Origin of the sequence: Vibrio sp. 1CM8B, from assembly GCF_023161685.1 — a bacterium.
Classification (GTDB): domain Bacteria; phylum Pseudomonadota; class Gammaproteobacteria; order Enterobacterales; family Vibrionaceae; genus Vibrio; species Vibrio coralliirubri.
This window is the reverse complement of the sequence record NZ_JALNTU010000016.1, coordinates 1-19,466: the sequence shown is the minus strand read 5'-3', so window position 1 is coordinate 19,466 and position 19,466 is coordinate 1. Positions and strand designations below refer to the sequence as shown.

Sequence of the window (19,466 nt, the reverse complement as noted above, 5' to 3'; positions counted from 1 at the left end):
GTTAGTCATGGATAACGCATTAGAATTTTTGCTCGATCAAGCTAAAGATCAAGAGAACCAAGCCGTACTCGCGCTCAACAAAGCGAACTCTGAGCTGCAAGGATACTATGAACAAGTTGCGCAGATTGAAAAGTATCGACTGGATTACTGTCAGCAGCTCGTTGACCGCGGCAAGGCAGGCTTAACGGCGAGCCAATATGGTCACTTGAACCGCTTCTTAACTCAGTTGGATGAAACATTATCCAAGCAGAGAGAAGCCGAGCACCACTTTAAAAATCAAGTCGACAACTGCCAAAGCTACTGGATGGAGTTACGCAAAAAACGTAAATCCTACGAGTGGTTGATGGAGAAAAAGCAGAAAGAGAAAGCAAAGCTGCAAGATCGAAGAGAACAAAAGCAAATGGATGAGTTTTCGACTCTGTTATACAGCCGAAAGAAGATGTGATCCTAAGCCACGAATGACGTCAGTGCTTTTCTCTATATTGTGAAAACCGAACTTATAGGCATGTTTCTTGCTCCGTTTTATATAAAATTGCGCGGTATGCCCACCAAAGGCATGAAAAGCATCCGACTTTCTTTTTGTTGCCTGATTCATGGCAGCAAAGCTAGTAGATAGAGCTTGTATATATGAATGTTAGTCTTTCCTCAAATTCAGCGACCAACAAAACGTCATCGTTGTTGGACACCGGTTCTGCCTCTTCCAAGGTAGAAGAAACCGGCGACTCTAAAGGTTTCTTTGAGTCCTTTAAAGAAGCGCTCGGCTTTGAAGAAAGTGACAGTAAAGTCGCAGCAAAAGACACAGAAAGCACTGCGAAACCTGATACTAAACAGACATCTACCGAAGGTGAAGCGTCAGCCGAAGCGAACAAAGGTGATTCCGCTGAATCAAAGGCTACTGACGAAGTGAGCGAAGCGCAAAGCAAGCAAGCAGCTTCAGAAGTAGAAGGCGAGAAAGCTGCTGATAAAACATCAGCAGAGGCTGCGTCTGGATCTGAGGCTCAGCTCAAAGCCAATTCGGGCACTGATAGCACTGTCGCTGATAAGACTGTTGCAGATAAGGCAGATGGTAAAGATGCGCAGGATACGACTAACGAATCTAAAGAACATATTGCTCAATCCCAAACTCAGGGTCCATCAGCGGTAGATGGTGCTACGCAGGCATCGCAAGCCAATGCAGCGATGAGCGAAGGCAATAAATTGCTTGGTCAATTGGATGAGGCAAACAAAACCCTAAATCAAGCGCCAAACGGCAAAGGCTTGCCTCAGCAAGGTCAGGTAGAACAAGCCCAAGGTAATATCACCGGTGCTTCTGTTGCAGGAGTTTCCGTTACGGATAAGGCGACACAACAAGCTAAGGCTGCAAATCAGGAGAAGAGCCTTGAAGTCGATTCTGAAATCGCTGTACTTACCGGAGGTAAGGGTGTTTCTCAGCTAACTGATGCTGAAATTCGACAGTTGATGGATAAAGGCGTCACTCCAGAACAAATTGAAGCCAGTATGAGCCGAGAGCTGAGCCAAAATAATGCTACTAGTGCGGTTACTGCCGATCAGAGCCAAGCATTGTCAGCTGCGGATATTGAACTTGCAAAGCAAGTAGATGCCCATACCAAAGCGCTAAATCAATTAAATGGACAAATCGAGTCAGAGCAGTCTGTTGTCGATAGCTTGCTTCAGAAGCAACAAAGTGGCGCTAAGTTGACGGTTGATGAGCAAGCCGCTTTGGCTAAAGCGACCTCTAACCTAGACCTGTTGAATCAACAGCTCGCTAACGTTCAACAACAAGCAACAGCTTTGCTAAGTCAAGCTCCGGCTGCGAACAGTGCGTCTGGTGAACCCGCTGCTATCGATTGGGATAATACGGATTCAAGCGAAACTAAAGCCTTAGCTGCGGCAGCATCAACAGCCGCTGTAGCGACGGCGGCACAACAAGTGTCAGCGCAGGCCGCTTCTCAATCAGCAAACAATGCTCTTACGGAAAAGGCGGCAATGCTGCACGCCAATAATGCACATGCAGCCCAACAGGCAGCTGCTCAACAAGCTAATGTGGCTTCACCTCAGCAGCAAGCAACGTTGGATCCAGCTTTAACCGCGCAAGGTATGGCGATGAATGCAACGCCAGCTGCCACAAAAGCAGGCTCGACTGATACGCTTCTTAAAGCGGGCGCCGGTGCAGCAGCACTGTCTGGTTTGGGTAAAGCGGGTGCTAAAGAAGATTCTAAAGATTCAACCTTTGCCCAGCAGATCGCTTCTGCGGCTGGCGCACAAGGTACAGCCACGGTGGGTTCAGCACCTACACGAGCTGAAATTCAAGCTGCTCAACAAGCGCCTTTACAGCTCACCAAAGAGCTAGCCAATGAGCAGGTGGCTGAAAAAGTACAAATGATGATGTCTAAGAACCTTAAGAACTTGGACATCCGTCTCGACCCACCAGAACTGGGCCAAATGAAAATCCGCATGACCATGAATAATGACGTGGCAAACGTGCACTTTACGGTGAGTAATCAGCAAGCGAGAGATGTGATTGAACAAACCTTACCTCGCTTGAGAGAGATGCTTGCTCAACAAGGTCTGCAGCTTGCCGATTCGTCTGTTCAACAACAGAACTCCGGTCAGGGACAAGATAGATACAACAATGGTGAGCAACAATCCGGCGCTAACCGCACAAATGATACGCAAGGTGATGAAAACCTTGATAGTGGCAGCAATCTTGAATTGAATGTCGCATCAAAGCGTGATGGAATTAGTTATTATGCCTAATATCAGGCTAAGAACGCTTAGTTAATCGAAAGAACAGGAAGTTAGAGTAAAGTATGGCAGAAGAACAAGATGCACCTAAAGGGAAGAGCAAGCTCCTTATAATCATTATTGCCGTAGTCGTGTTACTGCTTGGTATAGGTGGTGCGCTGTACTTTTTCTTAGGTTCTGACGATAGCGCCTCTGAATCTCAGTCTCAGCCAGCAACGGCTGTGGTCGCTGCAGAGCCTGTTATGTATGTTAATATTCCTCAGCCCTTCTTGTTTAATGTGACAGGTGACAAAAAAGATCGCCTAGTTCAGATAAAAGCACAGCTCATGGTACGTGGTAGTAAGAATGAAGACCTGGCTCGTTACCACTCTCCACTTGTAGAAAGTACGCTACTGGCCACGTTCGCTTCGGCAACGGTCGACCAATTGCGCTCACCCACTGGACGAGTAGAACTGCGTGACAAGGCAACAGAAGATATTAAAGCAAGCCTGGCTCAAGCTGTTGGCCAGCCTGTGATTGAAAAAGTGTTATTCACTGACTTCGTAATTCAATAGGTAATTTGTGACCGATTTATTAAGCCAAGACGAAATTGATGCGCTGTTACATGGCGTTGATGATGTTGAAGAAGTTGAAGATGTCTTAGAAACCGAAAATGACAATGCGGTCAATTTCGACTTCTCATCTCAAGATCGAATCGTCCGTGGTCGAATGCCGACCCTTGAACTTATTAACGAGCGCTTCGCACGTCATATGCGTATCAGCTTATTTAATATGTTACGTAAAACGGCTGAAGTGTCGATCAACGGCGTACAAATGATGAAGTTTGGTGAGTACCAAAACACATTGTATGTACCCACCAGTTTAAACATGGTTCGTTTCCGTCCACTTAAAGGTACGGCACTCATCACCATGGAAGCTCGTCTGGTTTTCATTCTCGTAGAGAACTTTTTTGGCGGTGATGGTCGTTTCCACGCCAAGATTGAAGGTCGTGAATTCACGCCTACCGAAAGACGAATCATTCAGTTACTGCTGAAAATTGTTTTTGAAGACTACAAAGAAGCTTGGTCTCCCGTGATGGGGGTTGAGTTTGAATACTTGGATTCTGAAGTAAACCCAAGTATGGCGAACATTGTGAGCCCAACCGAAGTGATTGTTGTGAGTTCGTTCCACATTGAAGTGGATGGCGGTGGTGGTGACTTCCACGTTGTCATGCCTTACTCGATGGTTGAGCCGATCCGTGAGCTGCTTGATGCGGGTGTTCAATCAGACAAGATGGAAACCGATGTTCGTTGGAGTACCGCACTGCGTGATGAAATCATGGATGTGCCTGTTAACTTCCGTGTGAACTTGCTAGAGCAAGACATCTCCCTTCGTGACCTGATGGAGCTGCGCCCTGGTGACGTTATCCCAATGAACATGCCTGAACACGCAACGATGTTTGTCGAAGAACTGCCGACTTATCGTGTGAAAATGGGACGTTCTGGTGAGAAGCTTGCAGTACAGATTTCGGAAAAAATTCAAAGACCCCATGTGGTTAAAACTGATCTCGCTTTTCTAGGCAAAGACTTAATGTCTGAACTCGAAAATAGCGATGATGACGAATAGCAAAATAGATAAAAGTATAGGAATTGGTAATGGAACCTAGTGAAGATCAAAAGCTGGCAGACGAATGGGCTGCAGCACTTGGTGAAGACCCTTCAGCGCCATCAATTGATGTTGATGATGTGCTTGCGGCACCACTTGATGAGCTAACCGATTCATCATCTCCGATTTCTGAAGATGAGCGTCGTAAGCTGGATACCATTATGGATATCCCCGTGACTATTTCGATGGAAGTTGGCCGCTCTCAGATCAGTATCCGTAACCTACTTCAATTGAACCAAGGTTCGGTTGTTGAGCTTGATCGAATCGCTGGTGAGTCATTAGACGTGATGGTCAACGGAACTCTAATTGCTCACGGTGAAGTGGTTGTAGTAAACGACAAATTTGGTATTCGTTTGACTGACGTTATTAGCCAAACAGAACGAATTAAGAAGCTGCGTTAATGAGCTTTTTGTCTCAAAGATTGGCGGGCTCTTCTCTCGGAATGACAGGGCTGCTACGAGGAACCTTGGGAGTAGGGCTATTAACGGTTCCTTCCATTGCCTTTGCAGCAACACCGCCTTCTCTCGATTTAGCGACCACCTTTGGGTCGCTAATTTTCGTTATAGCCTTCATTTTATTTATTGCTTGGCTACTCAAGCGAATGCAAGTGCCTGCGATGTCGAATCAACAAGGTTTGGCGATTGTTAGGCAAATCCCTGTTGGTACTAAAGAGCGTATCGCTATTGTGCAAGCGGGTGATGAACAGTTCTTGGTAGGGATTACCACACAATCGATTCAGCTGATCTCTAAGCTCGATAAACCTCTTACTCAGGAGATGCTGGAAAAAAGTACATTTTCAAGTCAGCTTTCCCAGCTAATAAAAAAAGATGCAAACAAGTAACGGACTTTTGAACTCCTCTTACTTTCACCAAGCCGGAGCTTTCCGAACGGTAAAAGTGTGGTTGGTTCAGCTTATTCTCCTATGCTCAATCGTATTCAGCGTGTCGGTATTTGCACAAGCTGAAGATGGCACCGTCATTCCGGCGAATACCGCTGGCTCAGAGTCGGTAACCATCAGCACGATGGAACAAGACCAAGCCAAATCGACAACCATGACCACGGGCAGCTTAACCGGCAATGGTGGCGGCATACCTGCCTTTACCATGACAACCAATGCTAATGGCGGTGAAGACTACTCGATAAACCTTCAGATCTTGGCGTTAATGACCATGCTTGGCTTCTTGCCAGCGATGGTGATTTTGATGACCTCGTTCACCCGTATTGTGGTGGTGATGTCTATTTTGCGTCAGGCGATGGGTTTACAACAAACACCGTCTAACCAAGTGATTATTGGTATCGCAATATTTTTGACCTTTTTCATTATGTCACCGGTAATCAATCAGGTTAACGAACAGGCGGTTCAACCTTATCTCAATGAACAGATATCGGCACGACAGGCATTCGATGTTGCCCAAGGTCCGATCAAGTCTTTCATGCTCAAACAGACTCGAATCAAAGATCTTGAAACCTTTGTTGAGATCTCTGGTGCGGAAGTGACCAACCCTGAAGATGTTTCCATGGCGGTTCTGATTCCAGCGTTTATCACATCGGAATTAAAAACGGCTTTCCAAATCGGCTTTATGTTGTTCTTACCGTTCCTAATCATCGACTTGGTGGTGGCATCGGTATTGATGGCCATGGGTATGATGATGTTGTCACCGATGATTGTATCGCTGCCGTTTAAGTTGATGTTGTTTGTTCTTGTTGATGGCTGGAACTTGATCCTCTCCACACTCGCCGGCAGTTTTGCCTTGTAGCTGGGGGAATAATGAATCCTGAAATATTCGTAGAGTTGTTCCGAGATGCCCTTTGGATGGTATTAATCATGGTTTGCGCCATCATTATTCCTAGCCTGCTGATCGGTTTGGTTGTGGCTGTTTTCCAAGCCGCGACCTCAATCAATGAACAAACACTGAGTTTCCTGCCGCGTTTGATAGTAACTTTGTTGGCGTTGATGCTATTTGCACACTGGATGACCCAGATGATGATGGAGTTCTTTTTCGAACTCATCGAACGCTTGCCGCAAGTTCTGTATTAGACCGATATGGAATACCCAACGAGCCTTGTACTAGAGTGGTTAGCCAATTATTTTTGGCCATACACTCGCATCTCAGCGATGCTGATGGTGATGACGGTAACAGGGGCACGCTTCGTGTCGCCGCGTATTCGTCTGTATTTAGGTTTGGCTATCACCTTTGCCGTGATGCCCGCAATTCCTGCTGTTCCCAAAGAGATCGAACTGCTCTCTTTCCAAGGGTTCTTAACGGTGTTTGAGCAAATCGTGATTGGTGTTGCCATGGGCTTTGTTGCTCAGTTTATGATTCAGACCTTCGTCATGCTCGGCCAGATCTTGGGTATGCAATCTAGCTTGGGCTTCGCCTCAATGGTTGACCCCGCTAACGGACAGAATACGCCAGTACTTGGTCAGTTGTTCATGTTGCTTGCGACCATGTTTTTTTTGGCGACAGATGGTCACTTGAAAATGCTGCAGTTGGTGGTGTTCAGTTTTAAGACTTTGCCGATTGGCAGTGGCTCTCTGACTTCGGTCGATTTTCGAGAACTCGCGTTGTGGCTCGGTATCATGTTCAAAACGGCATTAGCAATGTCGTTGTCGGGCATTATCGCGCTACTAACGATTAACCTTTCTTTTGGTGTAATGACGCGAGCTGCACCTCAGTTAAACATCTTTTCTTTGGGTTTTGCATTTGCGCTACTCGTGGGTCTGTTACTTTGTTGGTACATCCTTGGCGGCTTGTATAGTCACTATGAGCTATTCTGGATGCAAGGCGAACAACAGATATGTCGTCTAATCCGGTTAGATTGCTAGGGGACTGAAATGGCAGAGTCAGACGGTCAAGAACGCACAGAAGACGCCACGCCCAAACGCTTGCAACAGGCCAAAGAAAAAGGGCAGGTTGCAAGGTCGAAAGAGCTAGCGTCGGCGTCGGTACTGATAGTAGGTGCGATTGCATTAATGTGGTTTGGCGAATCGATGGCGAAGGCGTTGTTCGAGGCTATGCAACGTCTGTTTTCTCTGAGCCGCGACGAGATTTTTGATACCAATAAACTCTTCGAAATTGCCGGTGGTGCACTGGTGAATTTGCTGTTTCCGCTGTTTTTGATCCTGATAACCTTATTCGTTGCAGCAGTCATTGGTGCGGCGGGTGTCGGTGGGATTAACTTTTCAATGCAAGCCGCGATGCCAAAGGCGTCTAAGCTCAATCCACTCAGTGGTATCAAACGTATGTTTGGCCTACAAAGTTGGGTTGAACTTCTCAAATCTATTTTGAAAGTAGCTCTTGTATCAGGCATGGCCATTTATCTGATTCAGGCCTCTCAGCATGATTTAATGCAGCTGAGCATGGATGTTTATCCGCAGAATATCTTTCATGCTTTGGATATCTTGCTCAACTTTATTCTTTTAATCAGTTGCTCTCTGCTTATTGTGGTGGCGATTGATATCCCGTTCCAGATCTGGCAACACGCCGATCAATTGAAGATGACCAAACAAGAAGTCAAAGACGAATTCAAAGATACTGAAGGTAAGCCGGAAGTGAAAGGGCGAATTCGTATGCTTCAAAGGGAAGCGGCTCAACGTCGAATGATGGCTGATGTTCCTCAAGCGGATGTGATTGTGACCAACCCAGAGCACTTTTCCGTGGCATTGCGCTATAAGCAGAATCAAGATAAAGCGCCGATTGTGGTTGCCAAAGGTGTCGACCACATGGCGATGAAAATCCGAGAAATTGCGCGCGAAAACGACATCTATATTGTTCCAGCGCCGCCATTAGCGAGGGCGCTTTATCATACCACTGAGCTAGAACAACAAATTCCTGACGGTCTGTTTACAGCAGTTGCACAAGTGCTTGCATATGTTTTCCAGCTTAAACAGTACCGAAAACGAGGTGGTGAGCGACCAAAACTGCAAGATTCTAATATGCCGATCCCACCTGATTTACGTCATTAGATCAATTGCTTGAGCTCTGCGTGATGAACCCTGATAATAGCGAGCTAGCTAATCTTCCTTTTATAGAGGTGATGGCGATAATTTGACGTGAGATGTTGGTACAGTGTTTGCTGTAGTAGCCTGAACATTATAAGCCCATAGCAAACAGCCCTGACTAAGACCTAATCCACTTGTTCAGAGAGCTACAACATAGCGAAACTGTCTAGATTTATGAAATTCTCCCTGCCTTTTGTGGACAAGCTACCTAAAATCCCTAACCGTGCAATGCCTGCGATTGGTGCACCTGTTATGGTACTTGCAACGCTTGCTATGGTGGTGTTGCCCATTCCAGCTTTCTTGTTGGATATGTTCTTCACCTTCAACATAGCACTGTCTATGGTTGTGCTATTGGTATCGGTTTATACCCGCAGGCCTTTAGATTTCGCTGCATTCCCGACCGTCCTGCTGATTGCGACTCTACTTCGATTGGCCTTGAACGTTGCTTCGACACGTGTGGTATTGCTCCATGGTCACGAAGGTGGCGACGCGGCTGGTAATGTGATTGAAGCCTTCGGTAACGTGGTTATCGGTGGTAACTATGCGGTAGGTCTAGTGGTGTTCTTGATTCTTATGATCATCAACTTCATGGTTGTAACCAAAGGTGCGGGTCGTATCTCGGAAGTAAGCGCGCGTTTCACGTTAGACGCTTTACCGGGTAAACAGATGGCAATCGATGCCGACTTAAACGCAGGTTTGATCGACCAAGACCAGGCGCGTCTGAGACGTTTTGAAGTAACCAAAGAAGCCGACTTCTACGGTTCGATGGACGGTGCATCTAAGTTTGTTAAAGGCGATGCGATCGCTGGTATCTTAATCTTGTTCATCAACATCATTGGCGGTTTGAGCATTGGTATGGCTCAGTTTGACCTTGGTTTTGGTGAAGCAATCGAGATCTACACGCTACTGACTATCGGTGATGGTCTGGTTGCACAAATCCCGTCACTGCTCCTTTCTATAGCAGCTGCAATGATGGTAACGCGTCAAAATACTGATGAAGACATGGGGCAACAGCTCGTCTTCCAGATGTTCGACAATCCAAAAGCCTTGATGATCACCGCCGCTATCCTTGGCATCATGGGTATTGTTCCGGGTATGCCACATTTCTCATTCTTGAGCCTTGCTGTTATTGCGGGCGCGGGTGCGTATTACATCGATAAGAAAAACAAAAAGAAGGCGGAAGAACCTAATCTTCCGGCAACCGTTGAAGCGAATGGAGAAGTAGGCTCTCAGAAGGAGCTTTCTTGGGATGATGTTCAACCTGTCGATATTATTGGTTTAGAAGTGGGTTACCGTTTAATTCCTTTGGTTGACAGAGACCAAGGGGGCGAACTGCTTGAACGCGTTAAAGGTGTGCGTAAGAAGTTGTCTCAAGACTTTGGTTTCTTGATCCCAGCGGTACACATTCGCGATAACCTTGAGCTGACACCAAACAGCTACCGAATTACCCTGATGGGTGTCGCAGTAGGTGAAGCTGAGATCAAGCCTGACATGGAGCTCGCGATCAACCCGGGCCAAGTGTACGGTATGATCGATGGTGAGCCGACAATCGACCCTGCATTTGGATTAGAAGCGGTATGGATTCGTGAAGAGCAGCGTGAACACGCACAAGCTCTAGGTTATACCGTTGTCGATTCTTCTACAGTATTGGCGACACATCTTAGCCAACTGCTTACCAACAACGCATCACAGCTTATTGGTCACGAGGAAGTTCAGAACTTACTTGAGATGCTTAGCCGCTCAACACCTAAGCTGGTCGAAGGTTTTGTACCGGATCAATTGCAGTTGGGTGTGGTTGTGAAAGTGCTACAGAACCTATTGAATGAAGCTATTCCAATTCGTGACATTCGAACTATAGTCCAAACTTTGTCGGAGTATTCAGGTAAGAGTCAAGAACCTGACATACTTACTGCGGCGGTTCGTATCTCATTGAAACGATTAATTGTTCAAGAAATCAATGGTATAGAGCCAGAGTTGCCAGTGATAACCCTAATTCCTGAGCTGGAACAAATCTTGCATCAAACCATGCAGGCATCCGGCGGAGAATCTGCTGGTATTGAACCTGGTTTAGCCGAACGTTTACAGACCTCCCTCAGCCACGCTACGCAAGAGCAGGAGCTGAAAGGTGAACCAGCGGTGCTACTGACCTCTGGTGTGTTACGCTCGACTCTGGCTAAGTTCGTGAAAAACACGATCCCAAGCTTGAGAGTCTTGTCTTACCAAGAGATACCGGACGAAAAACAGATACGTATAGTACAAGCTGTTGGTAATTAAGCCGCCTAATTAGAACGGACGATCGAATTGAAAATTAAACGATTTTTTGCAAAAGATATGCGAACGGCGCTGCTCCAAGTTAAAGAAGAACTTGGCTCAGAGGCGGTGATCATGTCTAACAAAAAGGTCGCAGGTGGCGTGGAAATTGTTGCCGCTATTGATGGCGAATCTAGCCCTTCAACAGCAAGCCAGAGACTAAATAAACCTCAGCAGCCTGCACAAAGCCAATATACGCAAATGGCCGCGCCCGCAGCTCCTGCAGGGCGACGTCAACTAGACGATGACAAGGTTAGCCTGCAGTCGAATGCTGAAGGTGGACGCTCAATGACTAAGCGCTTTGCGAATATGCTAAAACAATACAGTCATGGCGCCGAGGATGAACCACAACATCGTGCTGAAAATGAAGATTCATTGTCAGCATTGCTTAATCGCCAATCAAGCACGAGTCATAACCCTCATAGTCATCAGACTCAAAGCAATCTGCAGTCTCATGGCCATCAGCAGTCTCACGGTAACCAACAGTCTCACGGCAATCTTGATTCAGCATTTGCTCGTGAAACAGGTTTGTCTAAGTTGATTGCTGAAGACCGCAGAGTCGAGCGTCCGGCACCTCGCTTGGATCCTACTCGTTATGATCGCGGTCGTGAGAACACTCACTCGAAAGGCTCTGATTCTGAAATGGAAACGATGCGCGAAGAGATGACCTCAATTCGTCGTCTGTTAGAACATCAAGTATCTGGATTAATGTGGCAAGAAGTTGAGCGTCGTGAACCGCTCAGAGCGATGCTTATTAAGCGCCTTGAGCGTATGGGTGTTTCTGCAGAGCTGGCCGATCAGATGGCTTGTTACATTCCTGAAGATACCAAACCAGCGCGTGCATGGAAGGCTTTGTTAGCACTGGTTGCTGACCAAATCTCTGTCACTCAGAAAGATATTTTAAAACGCGGCGGTATTGTGGCTCTACTTGGCCCAACCGGTGTGGGTAAAACGACAACTGTTGCAAAGCTAGCTGCACGTGCTGCCATGGAATATGGCGCAGATAACGTCGCACTAGTGACAACTGACACATATCGTATAGGTGCACATGAGCAGTTATCGATCTATGGTCGAATTATGGGTTGTCCTGTAAGAGTTGCTAAAGATTCTAGCGAACTGGCCGATGTAATATATCAGTTACGTAATCGTCGCCTGATTCTGGTCGATACTGCAGGCATGGGACAACGAGATGTTCGCCTATCTGAGCAGTTAGACACATTGATGCAAGAGAGTGGTTCCGTTATCAATAGCTACCTTGTGTTGCCAGCAACTGCACAACGCAAAGTGCTACAAGAAACAATTGAACACTTTAGAAGAATCCCGTTGTCGGGATGCATCATGACTAAATTGGATGAATCCCTCAGTCTTGGTGAATTCATCAGTGTCGTAATACAAAATGCATTACCAGTTGCTTACATAGCAAATGGTCAACGAGTTCCTGAAGATATCGTTATAGCTCAGCCAAAGTACATGATTGCTAAGGCTAATGAGTTATTAGAAAAATCTACAGAGAATGAACCTCATTACTGGAATAGCGATTCTGAAGGGCTCTAGGCGGCGGATAAATATGAATGAAAATATGATACATGATCAAGCTAGCGGCCTCCGTCGCTTAACCAAGCCTTCACTCACAAAAGTTATCGCTGTCACCGGTGGTAAGGGAGGCGTTGGTAAATCCAATGTGACGTTAGGTATGGCTATTTGCATGGCGCGCCAAGGCAAAAAAGTCATGGTGTTAGATGCCGATTTAGGGCTAGCTAATGTCGATATCATGCTGGGTATTCGTTCTAAACGAAACCTTGGGCATGTGTTGGCTGGCGAATGTGAACTTAAGGATGCGATTGTCGAAGGGCCGCACGGAATTAAAATTATTCCAGCGACATCGGGCACACAAAGCATGACTGAACTTTCACACGCACAGCATGCTGGTTTGATTCGCGCATTTGGTTCGCTTGAAGACGAGATGGATATCTTGTTGGTTGATACCGCTGCCGGAATTTCGGACATGGTGATCAGTTTCTCAAGAGCGGCGCAAGACGTGGTTGTTGTGGTATGTGATGAACCTACCTCAATCACAGATGCATATGCTTTGATTAAGCTTTTGAGCAGAGAGCACCAAGTTCAGCGATTCAAAGTTGTTGCAAATATGGTCAGAAGCTACCGAGAAGGCCGAGAATTATTTGCAAAGTTGACTTTGGTCACAGAGCGCTTCTTGAATGTGAGCCTCGAACTCGTAGCATGTATTCCTTTAGATGATAAAGTACGTCAATCAGTCAAGAGACAGAAGATCGTAGTAGATGCGTATCCTCGCTCTCCAGCTGCGTTGGCAATCAGCTCTTTGGCTAATAAAGCATTGACCTGGCCAATACCAAAAACACCAAGTGGGCACTTGGAGTTCTTTGTTGAAAGGCTGCTGAATCGTACTGAATTTATAGAGGAACCATTTGGTGAATAAAGCGCTTACTTACGACCAACATGCTAATCACAATAGCCAACAGGCTTTTTTTGAGAAGTATTCTGTGTTGGTTAAACGTATCGCTCATCACTTGTTGGGGCGATTACCGCCTAATGTATTGGTTGATGACTTAATTCAAGCTGGCATGATCGGCTTGATTGAAGCGCAACAAAACTATGATGGTACCAAAGGCGCAAGCTTTGAGACGTATGCTGGTATTCGGATTCGTGGGGCAATGTTGGATGACATTCGCCGCGGGGACTGGGTACCGAGATCGGTTCATAAAAACAATCGAGAAATCAGCAGTGCAATCGCGGAATTAGAGGGTATCCTCAACCGCGACCCGAGTGATGCCGAAGTGGCAAAACATATGGGACTCACTTTGGATCAGTACCACAGTGCTTTAACTGATATTAATTGCTCAAGACTGGTTGGGATCGAAGATTTAGGCGTCTCAGATGATGTAATATCTCCGAATGAAGACTCTCAAGATAACACGCCTTTTCAAGGGGTTGCTGATGAGTCATTCCGCCAAGCTCTGATCGACTCGATAAAACAACTTCCGGAAAGAGAAGGCCTTGTGCTTTCGCTTTATTACGACGAAGAACTCAATTTAAAAGAGATTGGGGAAGTGCTAGGTGTCAGCGAATCTCGTGTCAGCCAAATACTGAGCCAATCTATGCAGCGTTTACGCACTAAGTTAAGTGCTTGGACACAGAACGACTAACAACACTGATCCTATTCAGTGGAGGCTAATTTGAACAAAAACATGAAAATTCTCATTGTTGATGATTTTTCAACGATGCGCCGAATTGTTAAAAACCTACTTCGCGATTTAGGTTTCAACAACACTCAAGAAGCAGACGATGGCTTGACCGCGTTACCTATGCTGAAAAAAGGCGAATTTGATTTCGTGGTAACTGACTGGAACATGCCAGGCATGCAAGGTATTGACTTGCTTAAACACATTCGCGCAGATGCAGAACTTAAGCACCTTCCAGTGCTTATGATCACAGCAGAAGCGAAGCGTGAGCAGATCATCGAAGCAGCGCAAGCGGGTGTTAATGGTTACATTGTGAAGCCTTTCACTGCTGCAACGCTGAAAGAGAAACTTGATAAGATTTTTGATCGCTTATAAGCATCAATAAGTTTTAGGTACTTCTAGATAAACGCTGACTGATAAGTTATCTGTTTATCTCGATAGCCTAAGCGCACAAAGTATGCGGAGTAAGGCCGAACTCAGGATGATTTCATTAGAACAAGCAAAAAAATTAGTAGAGCTGCTTGAGAACGATGAGCAGCAAGATGCTGATTCTCTTGTTAGAAGCATTTATGAAGATAATTTTAGTCTTCAAGACAATCCAATGCTTCAAGAAATAGGAAGTCTGACTCGCGACCTCCATGACTCTTTGACTCAATTTAATTTCGATGAGCGCATTAGCGTTATCGCAAATGACGAAATCCCCGATGCAAGGGATCGCCTTCAGTATGTCATTGATAAAACGGAAGTTGCGGCAAATAAGACGATGGACGCTGTCGACCGCTGTATGCCAATTGCAGACAACCTACACGAGTGTTTACTTCAAGTAAGGCCTCAATGGAATGAACTGATGCATGGCCGCATTGAGCTGGCACAATTTAAAGCTTTATGTCACCGCATTGATGGATTGCTTGTCCAAGTAGAAGGCGACAGTACCGAACTACGTGGACAACTGACTGAAATCTTGATGGCTCAGGATTTCCAAGATTTAACTGGGCAGATAATTAGCAAAGTTATTACCTTGGTGAATGAGGTTGAAGGACGCTTAGTTGAGATTCTCACCGTATTTGGTGCGAATCAGACTGAGCCAACTCCAAAATCAGAGAAGAAAGCATCGATTGCTCCAGAAGGGCCAATCATGAATCCAGAAGAGCGCGAAGACGCTGTTGCTTCTCAGGATGAAGTCGACGATTTGTTATCCAGTCTTGGATTTTAAAGGTAACGTATGAGCTACGATTTAGACGAAGATATTCTTCAGGACTTTTTAGTCGAAGCAGGAGAGATCCTTGAACTTCTATCAGAGCAACTGGTAGAGCTTGAGAATAACCCTGACGACAAAGACCTATTAAATGCTATTTTCCGTGGTTTCCATACAGTAAAAGGTGGTGCTGGTTTCTTAGCATTAACTGAGCTGGTGGATACTTGTCATGGTGCCGAGAATGTGTTCGACATTCTACGAAACGGTCAGCGCAGCGTAACATCAGGCTTGATGGATACTATGCTGCAGGCGTTAGATACTGTTAATACACAGTTCCAAGCCGTGCAAGATCAGGAACCTTTAGTACCAGCAGACCAAGCTTTATTGGATGAACTTCACCGCCTCTGCAAACCAGAATCAGCTGATGAAGTTGCACCAGTAGAAGCGCCAGCACCTGTTATCCCAGAGCCTGTCGTTACAGCCCCTGAACCGGTTGTCGAAAGTTCAAGCATCAGTGCCTCATCTGTGGATGATATCTCTGAAGACGAGTTTGAGCGCCTGCTTGATGAACTTCACGGTAAAGGTGGTTCACCAACAGCACCTTCTGCACCCACACCGCCGCCAGCACCAGTTGCACCTCAGCCTGTTGCTGACAGTGGTGATATTACTGATGACGAATTTGAGAAGTTGTTGGATGAATTGCACGGCGCGGGTAACAGCCCGACAGCGGCAAGTTCAACGCCTCCTCCACCGCCAGCGCCTCCGGCAGCACCTGTTTCGGCGATGTCTGAAGGCGATGACCTGATGACTGACGAAGAGTTCGAGAAGTTACTGGACCAATTGCATGGTTCAGGTAACGGACCTTCGATTGAAGAGCTCGATGCTGCGACTAAGCCTGCAGAAGTGAAGTCTGCGGCAGTTGCACTACAAGCTGCGCCTAAGCCTGCTGCTCCGGTTGTGGTTAAAGAAGAACCGAAACCTAGTGCTCCAGCAAAAACTGAAGTTAAAGCGCCAGCGAAGAAGCAGCAAGCTGAAGCTACAGTTCGTGTCGATACATCAACACTGGATACCATCATGAACATGGTGGGTGAACTGGTATTGGTGCGTAACCGACTTGTCAGTCTTGGCCTAAACAGCAATGACGAAGAAATGTCGAAAGCTGTCTCTAACTTAGATGTTGTTACTGCAGACCTACAAGGTGCGGTAATGAAGACTCGTATGCAGCCGATCAAGAAAGTATTTGGTCGCTTCCCACGAGTTGTCCGTGACCTTGCGCGTAGCTTGAAGAAAGACATCGTTCTTGAAATGCGTGGCGAAGAAACTGACCTTGATAAAAACTTGGTAGAAGCACTTGCTGATCCCCTGATTCACTTGGTGAGAAACTCTGTCGACCATGGTATCGAAATGCCGAGCGACCGTGTTGCTGCGGGTAAATCACAAACGGGTAAAGTGATTCTGTCTGCCTCTCAAGAAGGTGATCACATTGAGCTGGCTATCGTTGATGACGGTGGCGGTATGGACCCTGATAAGCTTCGTGCTATTGCGGTCAAACGTGGCCTGATGGATGAAGATGCAGCGTCTCGTTTATCAAATAAAGAGTGTTTCAACCTGATTTTTGCTCCTGGCTTCTCAAGCAAAGAGCAGATCTCGGATATCTCTGGTCGTGGTGTAGGTATGGACGTTGTGAAAACGGCGATCAACACACTGAACGGCTCTATTGATATTGATTCAGAAATGGGACAAGGCACCAAGATCACCATCAAGGTTCCACTAACCCTAGCGATTCTACCAACCTTGATGGTCGGTGTTGCGGGTCACCCATTTGCATTGCCATTGGCATCGGTTAACGAGATCTTCCACCTAGACTTAAGCCGCACAAACGTGGTTGATGGTCAGCTAACGATCATCGTTCGCGATAAGTCTATTCCGTTGTTCTACTTGCAAAACTGGCTTGCTCCTAAAGCGGGTATTGTTGAACTGCGTAAAGGGCACGGCCATGTTGTTATCGTACAACTTGGTAGCCAACGAGTTGGTTTTGTTGTCGATACGCTTATCGGTCAAGAAGAAGTCGTGATCAAGCCACTTGATAAGCTTCTGCAAGGCACGCCAGGAATGGCAGGCGCGACAATTACAAGTGACGGACACATTGCATTGATTCTAGATGTGCCGGACTTGTTGAAGCAGTACGCAGCTGCGTCAAGAATTTAATTTAAGGATAAATATGGCGATTAAAGTATTAGTCGTTGATGATTCGAGTTTCTTTCGTCGTCGCGTTAGCGAGATCATCAACTCAGAGGCTCGCCTAGAAGTCATTGATGTAGCAGTAAACGGTAAAGAAGCCGTTGAGAAAGCGAAACAGCTAAGACCTGACGTAATCACGATGGACATTGAAATGCCTGTCATGGACGGCATCACTGCCGTTCGTGAGATCATGGCCGCGTCTCCAACGCCTATTTTGATGTTTTCATCGTTAACGCATGATGGAGCGAGAGCAACGTTAGATGCATTAGATGCAGGTGCTCTCGACTTCCTACCTAAGAAGTTTGAAGACATCGCACGTAACCGCGACGATGCAGTTGCATTGCTTCAACAGCGAGTGATTCAGATTGCTGCAAAGCGTGCATTTATGCGTCGTGCTCCTATTGCGCCGAGAGCGACAGCAACGACTTCAACATCTACGCCATTGCGCCAACCAATTTCAACAACAGCTGCGACTTCCACAGCGAAGCCTGCGGTTGCATCAACGGCGAAATTCAGAGCGTCAGGTAAGAAGTATCAATTAACAGCAATTGGTACGTCGACTGGCGGCCCTGTCGCTCTACAGAAGATTTTGACTCGCATCCCTGCCAACTATCCACACCCAATTGTGTTAGTTCAGCATATGCCTGCAACATTCACCGCTGCTTTTGCAAGCCGATTGAACACCTTGTGTAAGATTGAAGTTCGTGAAGCGCAAGACGGTGATGTGTTAAAACCTGGCGTGGCGTATCTTGCTCCGGGTGGTAAACAGATGATGGTGGATGGCCGAGCAGGGTCTGCACGTCTACGAATTATCGATGGCGGCGACCGCATGAACTACAAGCCTTGTGTGGATGTCACATTCGGCTCCGCAGCGAAGATCTACGGTGACAAAGTCTTGTCTATGATACTGACCGGTATGGGCGCAGATGGTCGAGAAGGTTCGCGTATGTTGAAAACTGCGGGCTCAACGATTTGGGCACAAGACGAAGATAGTTGTGTTGTATATGGTATGCCTCAAGCTGTAGCAAAAGCTGGCATTTCTACTGAAGACCTACCTCTAGACCGCATCGCGGAAAGGATCTTGGTTGAAGTTGGGTTAGCTTAGGTAAATCGAAATGATTGTTTGGAGTGTTGCAAACCAAAAAGGTGGTGTTGGTAAAACGACCACGACCGTGACTCTAGCAGGTTTACTTGCGTTGAAGGGGCACCGTGTTCTGTTGGTTGATACTGACCCACATGCATCACTGACCACCTATCTGGGTTACGACTCAGATACGGTGGAATCGAGCCTGTTTGATCTGTTCCAGTTGCGTGAGTTTAACGCGCAGACGGTAAGACCTTTACTTTTACAAACGGAAGTCGAAGGTATCGATATTATTCCTGCGCACATGTCTTTGGCGACATTAGACCGTGTAATGGGAAATCGAAGCGGCATGGGGTTGATCTTGAAGCGCGCTTTGGCCGCTTTGAAAGACAACTATGACTATGTGTTGATCGATTGCCCGCCAATTCTTGGTGTGATGATGGTCAATGCATTGGCTGCTAGTGATCGTATTTTGATTCCGGTACAAACTGAGTTTTTGGCGATGAAGGGCTTAGAGCGCATGATTCGCACTTTGACTATCATGCAGAAGTCTCGCAAAACACCGTTTAAGGTGACGATTGTCCCAACAATGTACGACAAGCGAACCAAAGCCTCACTGCAAACATTAACGCAGCTCAAAGATGATTATCCAAACCAAGTTTGGACGTCTGCTGTGCCGATTGATACCAAGTTTCGAGATGCGAGCCTAAAACGCTTGCCAGCATCTCATTTTGCATCGGGTAGCCGTGGTGTATTTGCTTATAAACAGTTGCTTATTTATCTCGAAAGGTTGGCGATAAATGAGCGCGAATAAAGAATCAACATTGGCGCAGCCAAGTCTCTCCAGTGAACAAGCTCTGGATGACTACTTTACTGCGCTGTTAGGTGATGAAAGCTTTGAATCTGACGATTTTTTTGTTGACGAGTCGAGCGACGAATCACAACCTGAAGAGCCAGAGCCAGAGCCAGAGCCAGAGCCAGAGCCAGAGCCAGAGCCAGAGCCAGAGCCAGAGCCAGAGCCAGAGC

At 46.5% G+C, this 19,466-nt stretch carries 19 protein-coding genes and 1 pseudogene; all 20 read left to right on the top strand.

The features are described 5' to 3' along the window. The first annotated feature begins 7 nt into the window (after positions 1-7). Positions 8-445: a flagellar export protein FliJ gene (fliJ, locus tag MSG36_RS21050; RefSeq protein ID WP_017060679.1), complete on the top strand. Its 438-nt coding sequence runs from the start codon at positions 8-10 to the stop codon at positions 443-445. 182 nt (positions 446-627) lie between these two features. Further along, entirely contained in the window at positions 628-2,757 is a 2,130-nt protein-coding gene (locus MSG36_RS21045) for a flagellar hook-length control protein FliK (RefSeq protein ID WP_248369598.1), read from the top strand. A 53-nt stretch (positions 2,758-2,810) separates the two neighbouring features. Further along, positions 2,811-3,299 (top strand): flagellar basal body-associated protein FliL, encoded by a 489-nt coding sequence (fliL, locus tag MSG36_RS21040; RefSeq protein WP_086971103.1) that lies wholly within the window; start codon positions 2,811-2,813, stop codon positions 3,297-3,299. 7 nt (positions 3,300-3,306) lie between these two features. Continuing rightward, a complete protein-coding gene (gene fliM / locus MSG36_RS21035; protein ID WP_017631770.1) occupies positions 3,307-4,350 on the top strand; it encodes a flagellar motor switch protein FliM in 1,044 nt (347 codons plus the stop codon). Positions 4,351-4,379: 29 nt separating this feature from the next. Next, on the top strand, positions 4,380-4,790 hold the full coding sequence (gene fliN, locus MSG36_RS21030) for a flagellar motor switch protein FliN (protein ID WP_004739851.1): 411 nt from the start codon (positions 4,380-4,382) through the stop codon (positions 4,788-4,790). Next, positions 4,790-5,230 (top strand): flagellar biosynthetic protein FliO, encoded by a 441-nt coding sequence (gene fliO / locus MSG36_RS21025; protein ID WP_048616097.1) that lies wholly within the window; start codon positions 4,790-4,792, stop codon positions 5,228-5,230. The genes fliN and fliO overlap by 1 nt, the downstream gene beginning before the upstream one ends. Beyond that, positions 5,217-6,146, top strand: coding sequence for a flagellar type III secretion system pore protein FliP (gene fliP, locus MSG36_RS21020; RefSeq protein ID WP_248369596.1), 930 nt, complete (start codon positions 5,217-5,219; stop codon positions 6,144-6,146). The genes fliO and fliP overlap by 14 nt, the downstream gene beginning before the upstream one ends. Positions 6,147-6,157: 11 nt before the next feature. Then, positions 6,158-6,427, top strand: a complete 270-nt coding sequence (gene fliQ, locus MSG36_RS21015; RefSeq protein WP_029235191.1) for a flagellar biosynthesis protein FliQ — start codon at positions 6,158-6,160, stop codon at positions 6,425-6,427. A gap of 6 nt (positions 6,428-6,433) precedes the next feature. After that, positions 6,434-7,216, top strand: a complete 783-nt coding sequence (fliR, locus tag MSG36_RS21010; protein WP_248369594.1) for a flagellar biosynthetic protein FliR — start codon at positions 6,434-6,436, stop codon at positions 7,214-7,216. 9 nt (positions 7,217-7,225) lie between these two features. Then, positions 7,226-8,356, top strand: coding sequence for a flagellar biosynthesis protein FlhB (gene flhB, locus MSG36_RS21005; protein ID WP_048661512.1), 1,131 nt, complete (start codon positions 7,226-7,228; stop codon positions 8,354-8,356). Positions 8,357-8,566: 210 nt separating this feature from the next. Then, positions 8,567-10,666, top strand: coding sequence for a flagellar biosynthesis protein FlhA (gene flhA / locus MSG36_RS21000; RefSeq protein WP_248369592.1), 2,100 nt, complete (start codon positions 8,567-8,569; stop codon positions 10,664-10,666). A 27-nt stretch (positions 10,667-10,693) separates the two neighbouring features. Beyond that, positions 10,694-12,256 (top strand): flagellar biosynthesis protein FlhF, encoded by a 1,563-nt coding sequence (flhF, locus tag MSG36_RS20995; protein WP_248369590.1) that lies wholly within the window; start codon positions 10,694-10,696, stop codon positions 12,254-12,256. Positions 12,257-12,269: 13 nt separating this feature from the next. Beyond that, a complete protein-coding gene (locus tag MSG36_RS20990; RefSeq protein WP_048661509.1) occupies positions 12,270-13,157 on the top strand; it encodes a MinD/ParA family protein in 888 nt (295 codons plus the stop codon). Continuing rightward, positions 13,150-13,884 carry an RNA polymerase sigma factor FliA gene (locus tag MSG36_RS20985; RefSeq protein WP_248369588.1) on the top strand — a complete coding sequence of 245 codons (735 nt, stop codon included), beginning with the start codon at positions 13,150-13,152 and terminating at the stop codon, positions 13,882-13,884. The genes MSG36_RS20990 and MSG36_RS20985 overlap by 8 nt, the downstream gene beginning before the upstream one ends. Before the next feature lie 42 nt (positions 13,885-13,926). After that, the gene (cheY, locus tag MSG36_RS20980; protein WP_016767062.1) at positions 13,927-14,295 is read left to right on the top strand and encodes a chemotaxis response regulator CheY; all 369 of its coding nucleotides are present in this window, start codon (positions 13,927-13,929) and stop codon (positions 14,293-14,295) included. Between the two features lie 106 nt (positions 14,296-14,401). Then, entirely contained in the window at positions 14,402-15,133 is a 732-nt protein-coding gene (locus MSG36_RS20975; RefSeq protein ID WP_048661507.1) for a protein phosphatase CheZ, read from the top strand. A 9-nt stretch (positions 15,134-15,142) separates the two neighbouring features. Further along, the gene (locus MSG36_RS20970; protein WP_248369586.1) at positions 15,143-17,323 is read left to right on the top strand and encodes a chemotaxis protein CheA; all 2,181 of its coding nucleotides are present in this window, start codon (positions 15,143-15,145) and stop codon (positions 17,321-17,323) included. A 13-nt stretch (positions 17,324-17,336) separates the two neighbouring features. Continuing rightward, positions 17,337-18,461 (top strand): chemotaxis response regulator protein-glutamate methylesterase, encoded by a 1,125-nt coding sequence (locus MSG36_RS20965; RefSeq protein WP_086971116.1) that lies wholly within the window; start codon positions 17,337-17,339, stop codon positions 18,459-18,461. A 10-nt stretch (positions 18,462-18,471) separates the two neighbouring features. Then, positions 18,472-19,254, top strand: coding sequence for a ParA family protein (locus tag MSG36_RS20960; RefSeq protein ID WP_248369584.1), 783 nt, complete (start codon positions 18,472-18,474; stop codon positions 19,252-19,254). Further along, positions 19,241-19,466, top strand: a pseudogene (locus MSG36_RS20955) (chemotaxis protein CheW); the annotation flags it as partial. The gene MSG36_RS20960 and the pseudogene MSG36_RS20955, both read left to right, overlap by 14 nt.

Coding starts and splice junctions, on each gene's coding strand:
- flhA (WP_248369592.1), top strand. CDS start 8,567: ATGAAATTCTCCCTGCCTTTTGTGGACAAGCTACCTAAAATCCCTAAC.
- MSG36_RS21045 (WP_248369598.1), top strand. CDS start 628: ATGAATGTTAGTCTTTCCTCAAATTCAGCGACCAACAAAACGTCATCG.
- fliJ (WP_017060679.1), top strand. CDS start 8: ATGGATAACGCATTAGAATTTTTGCTCGATCAAGCTAAAGATCAAGAG.
- MSG36_RS20975 (WP_048661507.1), top strand. CDS start 14,402: ATGATTTCATTAGAACAAGCAAAAAAATTAGTAGAGCTGCTTGAGAAC.
- fliL (WP_086971103.1), top strand. CDS start 2,811: ATGGCAGAAGAACAAGATGCACCTAAAGGGAAGAGCAAGCTCCTTATA.
- cheY (WP_016767062.1), top strand. CDS start 13,927: ATGAAAATTCTCATTGTTGATGATTTTTCAACGATGCGCCGAATTGTT.
- MSG36_RS20960 (WP_248369584.1), top strand. CDS start 18,472: ATGATTGTTTGGAGTGTTGCAAACCAAAAAGGTGGTGTTGGTAAAACG.
- fliQ (WP_029235191.1), top strand. CDS start 6,158: ATGAATCCTGAAATATTCGTAGAGTTGTTCCGAGATGCCCTTTGGATG.
- fliO (WP_048616097.1), top strand. CDS start 4,790: ATGAGCTTTTTGTCTCAAAGATTGGCGGGCTCTTCTCTCGGAATGACA.
- fliR (WP_248369594.1), top strand. CDS start 6,434: ATGGAATACCCAACGAGCCTTGTACTAGAGTGGTTAGCCAATTATTTT.
- MSG36_RS20990 (WP_048661509.1), top strand. CDS start 12,270: ATGAATGAAAATATGATACATGATCAAGCTAGCGGCCTCCGTCGCTTA.
- MSG36_RS20970 (WP_248369586.1), top strand. CDS start 15,143: ATGAGCTACGATTTAGACGAAGATATTCTTCAGGACTTTTTAGTCGAA.
- fliP (WP_248369596.1), top strand. CDS start 5,217: ATGCAAACAAGTAACGGACTTTTGAACTCCTCTTACTTTCACCAAGCC.
- fliN (WP_004739851.1), top strand. CDS start 4,380: ATGGAACCTAGTGAAGATCAAAAGCTGGCAGACGAATGGGCTGCAGCA.
- MSG36_RS20965 (WP_086971116.1), top strand. CDS start 17,337: ATGGCGATTAAAGTATTAGTCGTTGATGATTCGAGTTTCTTTCGTCGT.
- flhB (WP_048661512.1), top strand. CDS start 7,226: ATGGCAGAGTCAGACGGTCAAGAACGCACAGAAGACGCCACGCCCAAA.